Origin of the sequence: Gluconacetobacter entanii, from assembly GCF_013155425.1 — a bacterium.
Lineage (GTDB): Bacteria > Pseudomonadota > Alphaproteobacteria > Acetobacterales > Acetobacteraceae > Novacetimonas > Novacetimonas entanii.
This window is the reverse complement of record NZ_JABJWD010000161.1, coordinates 1-4,703: the sequence shown is the minus strand read 5'-3', so window position 1 is coordinate 4,703 and position 4,703 is coordinate 1. Positions and strand designations below refer to the sequence as shown.

Below are 4,703 nucleotides of genomic sequence, written 5' to 3'. Positions count from 1 at the left end.
CCCCCCATTGTCAACGCCTTATGCAAACCCCGAAAAAACGGCGGAAAACCGGCAAACCCGTACCAAAAACTCCCATTCCCGGCACCATCCCCCGAAAAAAAAGCAAAAAAAAGAGGAGGAGGCTCGCGCCTCCCCCTCTCCCTTTCAGCTTACGCCACCAGCACGTCAGTCCGCGTCAACCGCGTGACCGTCAATCGTCAGGTGATCGTCAGCGGCAGACACCTTCACGGTCTCCCCGTCATGGATGTCACCAGCCAGCAACATCCCCGCCATCGGGTTCTGCAGGCTGCGCTGGATCACGCGCTTGAGCGGACGCGCGCCATAGACCGGGTCATATCCGGCATCCGCCAGCCACGTCTCACCCGCCTTGTCGAGATCCAGCGTGATGTTGCGATCCGCCAGAAGCTTGCGCAGCCGTCCGATCTGGATTTCGACGATCTTGCCCATATCCGCCTTCTGCAGGCGGGAGAACAGGATGATCTCATCCAGCCGGTTGAGGAATTCCGGCCGGAAATGATCGCGCACCACCTTCATGACCTCAGGCCGCACGCTTTCCACCGATTCCCCGTCCGGCAGGTGAGCCAGCACGCTGGAGCCAAGGTTGCTGGTCAGCACGATCAGCGTATTGCGGAAATCCACCGTGCGTCCCTGCCCATCCGTCAGGCGGCCATCGTCAAGCACCTGCAGCAGGATGTTGAAGACGTCCTCGTGCGCCTTCTCGACCTCGTCGAACAGGATGACCTGATACGGCCTGCGACGCACCGCCTCCGTCAGGACGCCACCTTCCTCATACCCGACATAACCGGGAGGGGCACCGACCAGACGCGCCACGGCGTGCTTTTCCATGAACTCGCTCATGTCGATGCGCAGGAGCGCCTTCTCGTCATCGAACAGGAAGCGGGCCAGCGCCTTGCACAGTTCGGTCTTGCCCACGCCCGTCGGGCCGAGGAACAGGAACGAACCGATCGGGCGGTTGGGATCCTGCAGGCCGGCACGGGCACGGCGCACCGCGTCGGAGACAGCTTTCAGCGCGGGTTCCTGCCCGACCACGCTCTTGCGCAGTTCGTCTTCCATGCGCAGCAGCTTCGCGCGCTCACCTTCGAGCATGCGTTCCACCGGCACACCGGTCCAGCGCGAGACCACGGCGGCAATGCCCTGATCGGTCACGGTATCGCTGACCATGCCTGCGCCCTTGCTGGCCTGGTCGGCTTCTTCCTGTGCCTGCGCGATCTGTGTCTGCAGTGCGGGCAGGCGGCTGTACATCAGTTCCGACGCACGGCCCAGATCCCCCCGACGCTGCGCGACCTCGATGTCGGAGCGCACCTGATCAAGTTCTTCCTGCAGCTTCTGCACCGCGTTGACGCGATCCTTTTCCGCATGCCACGCCGCGGTCAGGGAATCCGACTTTTCCTGCAGGTCCGACAGTTCAAGCTCCAGCTTGACCAGACGTTCCTTGCTGGCGGCGTCGTCTTCCTTGCGGATGGCCTCACGCTCGATCTTGAGCTGGATCAGGCGACGGTCGAGTTCGTCGAGTTCTTCCGGCTTGCTGTCGATTTCCATGCGCAGGCGGCTTGCCGCCTCGTCCACAAGGTCGATCGCCTTGTCCGGCAGGAAGCGGTCGGTGATGTAGCGGTTCGACAAGGTCGCCGCCGCAACCAGCGCGCCATCGGAAATACGGATGCCGTGGTGGAGTTCGTACTTCTCCTTGATCCCGCGCAGGATGGAGATCGTGTCGGCCACCGTCGGCTCACCCACGTAAACCGGCTGGAACCGGCGGGCGAGGGCAGCGTCCTTTTCAATATACTTGCGGTATTCGTCCAGCGTCGTCGCACCGATGCAATGCAGCACGCCACGCGCCAGTTCCGGCTTGATGAGGTTCGACGCATCCATCGCCCCGTCCGAACGGCCCGCGCCGACAAGGGTGTGCATTTCGTCGATGAACAGGATGATCTGGCCCTCGGCGGCCTCGATTTCCTTCAGCACGGCCTTGAGGCGTTCCTCGAACTCGCCGCGATATTTCGCGCCAGCCACCAGTGCGCCCATATCAAGCGACAGCAGCTTCTTGTTCTTCAGCGCCTCCGGCACGTCGCCATTGACGATACGCAGCGCCAGCCCCTCGACAATCGCGGTCTTGCCCACGCCGGGCTCACCGATCAGGACGGGGTTGTTCTTGCTGCGGCGCGCCAGCACCTGGATGGCGCGGCGGATTTCCTCGTCACGGCCGATGACGGGGTCAAGCTTGCCCTGCTGCGCGATCTCGGTCACGTCGCGGGCGTATTTCTTCAACGCGTCGAAACTGGCTTCGGCGTTTTCACTGGTCACGGTGCGTCCCTTGCGGATGGTTGCGATGGCCTTGTCAAGCGCCTGCGGGGTGGCGCCACCGGCACGCAGGGCCTGTCCGGCCGGCGTTTCCGATGCCGCGATGGCGGCAAGCAGGCGGTCCTGCGCCACATATTCGTCCCCTGCCTTCTGCGCGCCCTGTTCGGCGGCGTCGAGCAGACGCACGAGGTCCGGCGTGGCGCTGGGCTGTCCCGCGCCACCGCCCTGCACCTTCGGCAGTTTCGCAAGGGCTGCGTCAACGGCGGCGGCAATGGTGGCGGGCTGCCCCCCTGCCGCGCGGATCAGCGCGGACGCCGCCCCCTGGTCATCATCAAGCAGCGCCTTGAGCAGATGTTCCGGCGTAAGCTGCTGGTTGTAGTCGCGCATCGCGATGGTCTGCGCGGCCTGAAGGAAACCGCGCGAACGTTCCGTAAACTTCTCGATATTCATAAAATCCCCCGTCCCTTTATTCTCAGGCGACAAAACAGGTCCGCTGCTGCCGTCCCAGATGGAGAGGCAACGGCACAGCGGCTGGTTTCACAATTGGGTATGGGCGCATGTTATTACAAGATGACACACCCATGTTTCCCTGTCCCATTCCCACCGCACAGCATCGGACACATCCGTCATCCCAGATGATCACCGGTTGGTGAAATGCTACTTAATCTGGATCAAGACTGGCGTGACTTCTTCTCCGGGCGGCCATTCGCACAGCGCGCATCCTGGCGGGATGAATGGGCCGGGATGCCTCTGACCCATGGCCCTGCGCGGTGCACAGAGCCGGTCGGTGCTGCCGTCTGCCCGGAGCACGCCCTTGGAGATCGCATATTCACCGGCGGGGAGCAGCCTGGCCTGTCAGGAGGGTTTTTACAGGCAGGACCTGTGATGTGCTGGTAAACGGATAAAAGTTTCTGGGTGTCGCCTTTTGATCTAAAAAGGCGACGTCTTTCGAAGCTTTTTGGAAAAAGCTTCACCAAAAACTTTTATGACTTCATTCTTATCCATGCGGGCGAAAGACAACCTTTGTGCAGTTGTCACGCTTGTCGCGGAATTTTTCATACAGGTCCGGCCCGTCTTCAAGGTCCGTGGAACGATGGCTGATGACGAAGGACGGGTCGATATCCCCGTTGCGGATCCGTTCCAGCAGGGGGGCGAGATATTTCTGCACGTTGGTCTGCCCGGTGCGCAGGGTCAGGCCCTTGTTCATCAGCACACCCACCATGACGGGACCAAGGGCGCCGGCATAAACCCCCGGCATGGACACGATCCCGCCCGGCCGGCACCCAAGGATGGCCTGATTGAGGGCGAATGGCCGTTCCAGCGTCGTGGCCGACAGCAGGGCGGAGCCAACCTTCTGCATCATGGTGTCCGCGCCATGGGCCTCCATCCCGACCGCTTCGATGACCGCATCGGGGCCAAGCCCGCCCGTCATGTCGATCAGGGTCTGCTGGATGTTCTGGTGGCGGAAATCTATGGTCTCCGCCCCGCCCAGACGCGCCATGGCCAGTCTTTCGGGCACTTCGTCTATGGCGATGACACGTTTCGCACCCAGCAGGAAACATGACCGGATCGCCATCTGCCCGACCGGGCCACAGCCCCACACGGCGATGGTTTTCTCCGCCTCCGGCGTGATGTCGCAGTTTTCGGCGGCCTGATAGCCGGTGGGGAAAATGTCCGACAGGAACAGGACCTGTTCGTCCCCCAGGCCGTCCGGCACCACGATCGGCCCGACATCGGCATACGGAACCCGCAGATATTCCGCCTGTCCCCCGGCAAAGCCACCCGTAATGTGGGAATAGCCATACAGGCCCGCCAGCGGATAGCCGAACGTTTCGGCCTGCTGCCGCCCGTTGGGGTTCGTACGCTCGCAGCAACTCCAGTTGCCCCATTTGCACTGCCGGCACGCGCCACAGGAAATGGTGAAGGGCACGACGATACGGTCCCCGATGGACAGCGAAGTAATGTCCCTGCCCACTTCGATCACTTCGCCCATGGTCTCATGACCAAGGACATCGCCACACTGCATGGTCGGCATCATGCCGTCCATCAGGTGAAGGTCGGAGCCACAGATGGCGCATGCACGCACCTTGATGATGACATCACGACCGTCGCGGATGACAGGATCAGGCACGCTTTCGCATGTGATCCTGCCCTTTTTCTGCCAGGTCAGCGCTTTCATGGGAGGTCGTCCTGCTCAGGTGATATGAGACAGACGCGCGCCCCTCCCCGGAGTTTTCCGATGAAATGTTTCCATGATTTAACAAGGCCCACCGGGATGCTGGCAGGATAAATAATAGGGGCTGGCATAGGTAAGGATTGTTTGGAACGGTTCACGCAGGCAGTTTAGCCCATTGAGTGAGGATTTTCAGGAGTTTTGCAGGCGA

The 4,703-nt window shown here is 61.7% G+C and carries 2 protein-coding genes; both read right to left on the bottom strand.

Annotated elements, in window-relative coordinates; all coding sequences use genetic code 11:
• Positions 1-165: 165 nt before the first annotated feature.
• Entirely contained in the window at positions 166-2,769 is a 2,604-nt protein-coding gene (gene clpB, locus HNH97_RS17200; protein WP_110914732.1) for an ATP-dependent chaperone ClpB, read from the bottom strand.
• 547 nt (positions 2,770-3,316) lie between these two features.
• A complete protein-coding gene (locus HNH97_RS17195; protein ID WP_110914733.1) occupies positions 3,317-4,498 on the bottom strand; it encodes a zinc-dependent alcohol dehydrogenase in 1,182 nt (393 codons plus the stop codon).
• Between the last annotated feature and the right edge of the window lie 205 nt (positions 4,499-4,703).

Bases quoted from the DNA above. Each gene is read 5' to 3' on its own strand.
- clpB (WP_110914732.1), bottom strand. From the start codon at position 2,769: ATGAATATCGAGAAGTTTACGGAACGTTCGCGCGGTTTCCTTCAGGCC.
- HNH97_RS17195 (WP_110914733.1), bottom strand. From the start codon at position 4,498: ATGAAAGCGCTGACCTGGCAGAAAAAGGGCAGGATCACATGCGAAAGC.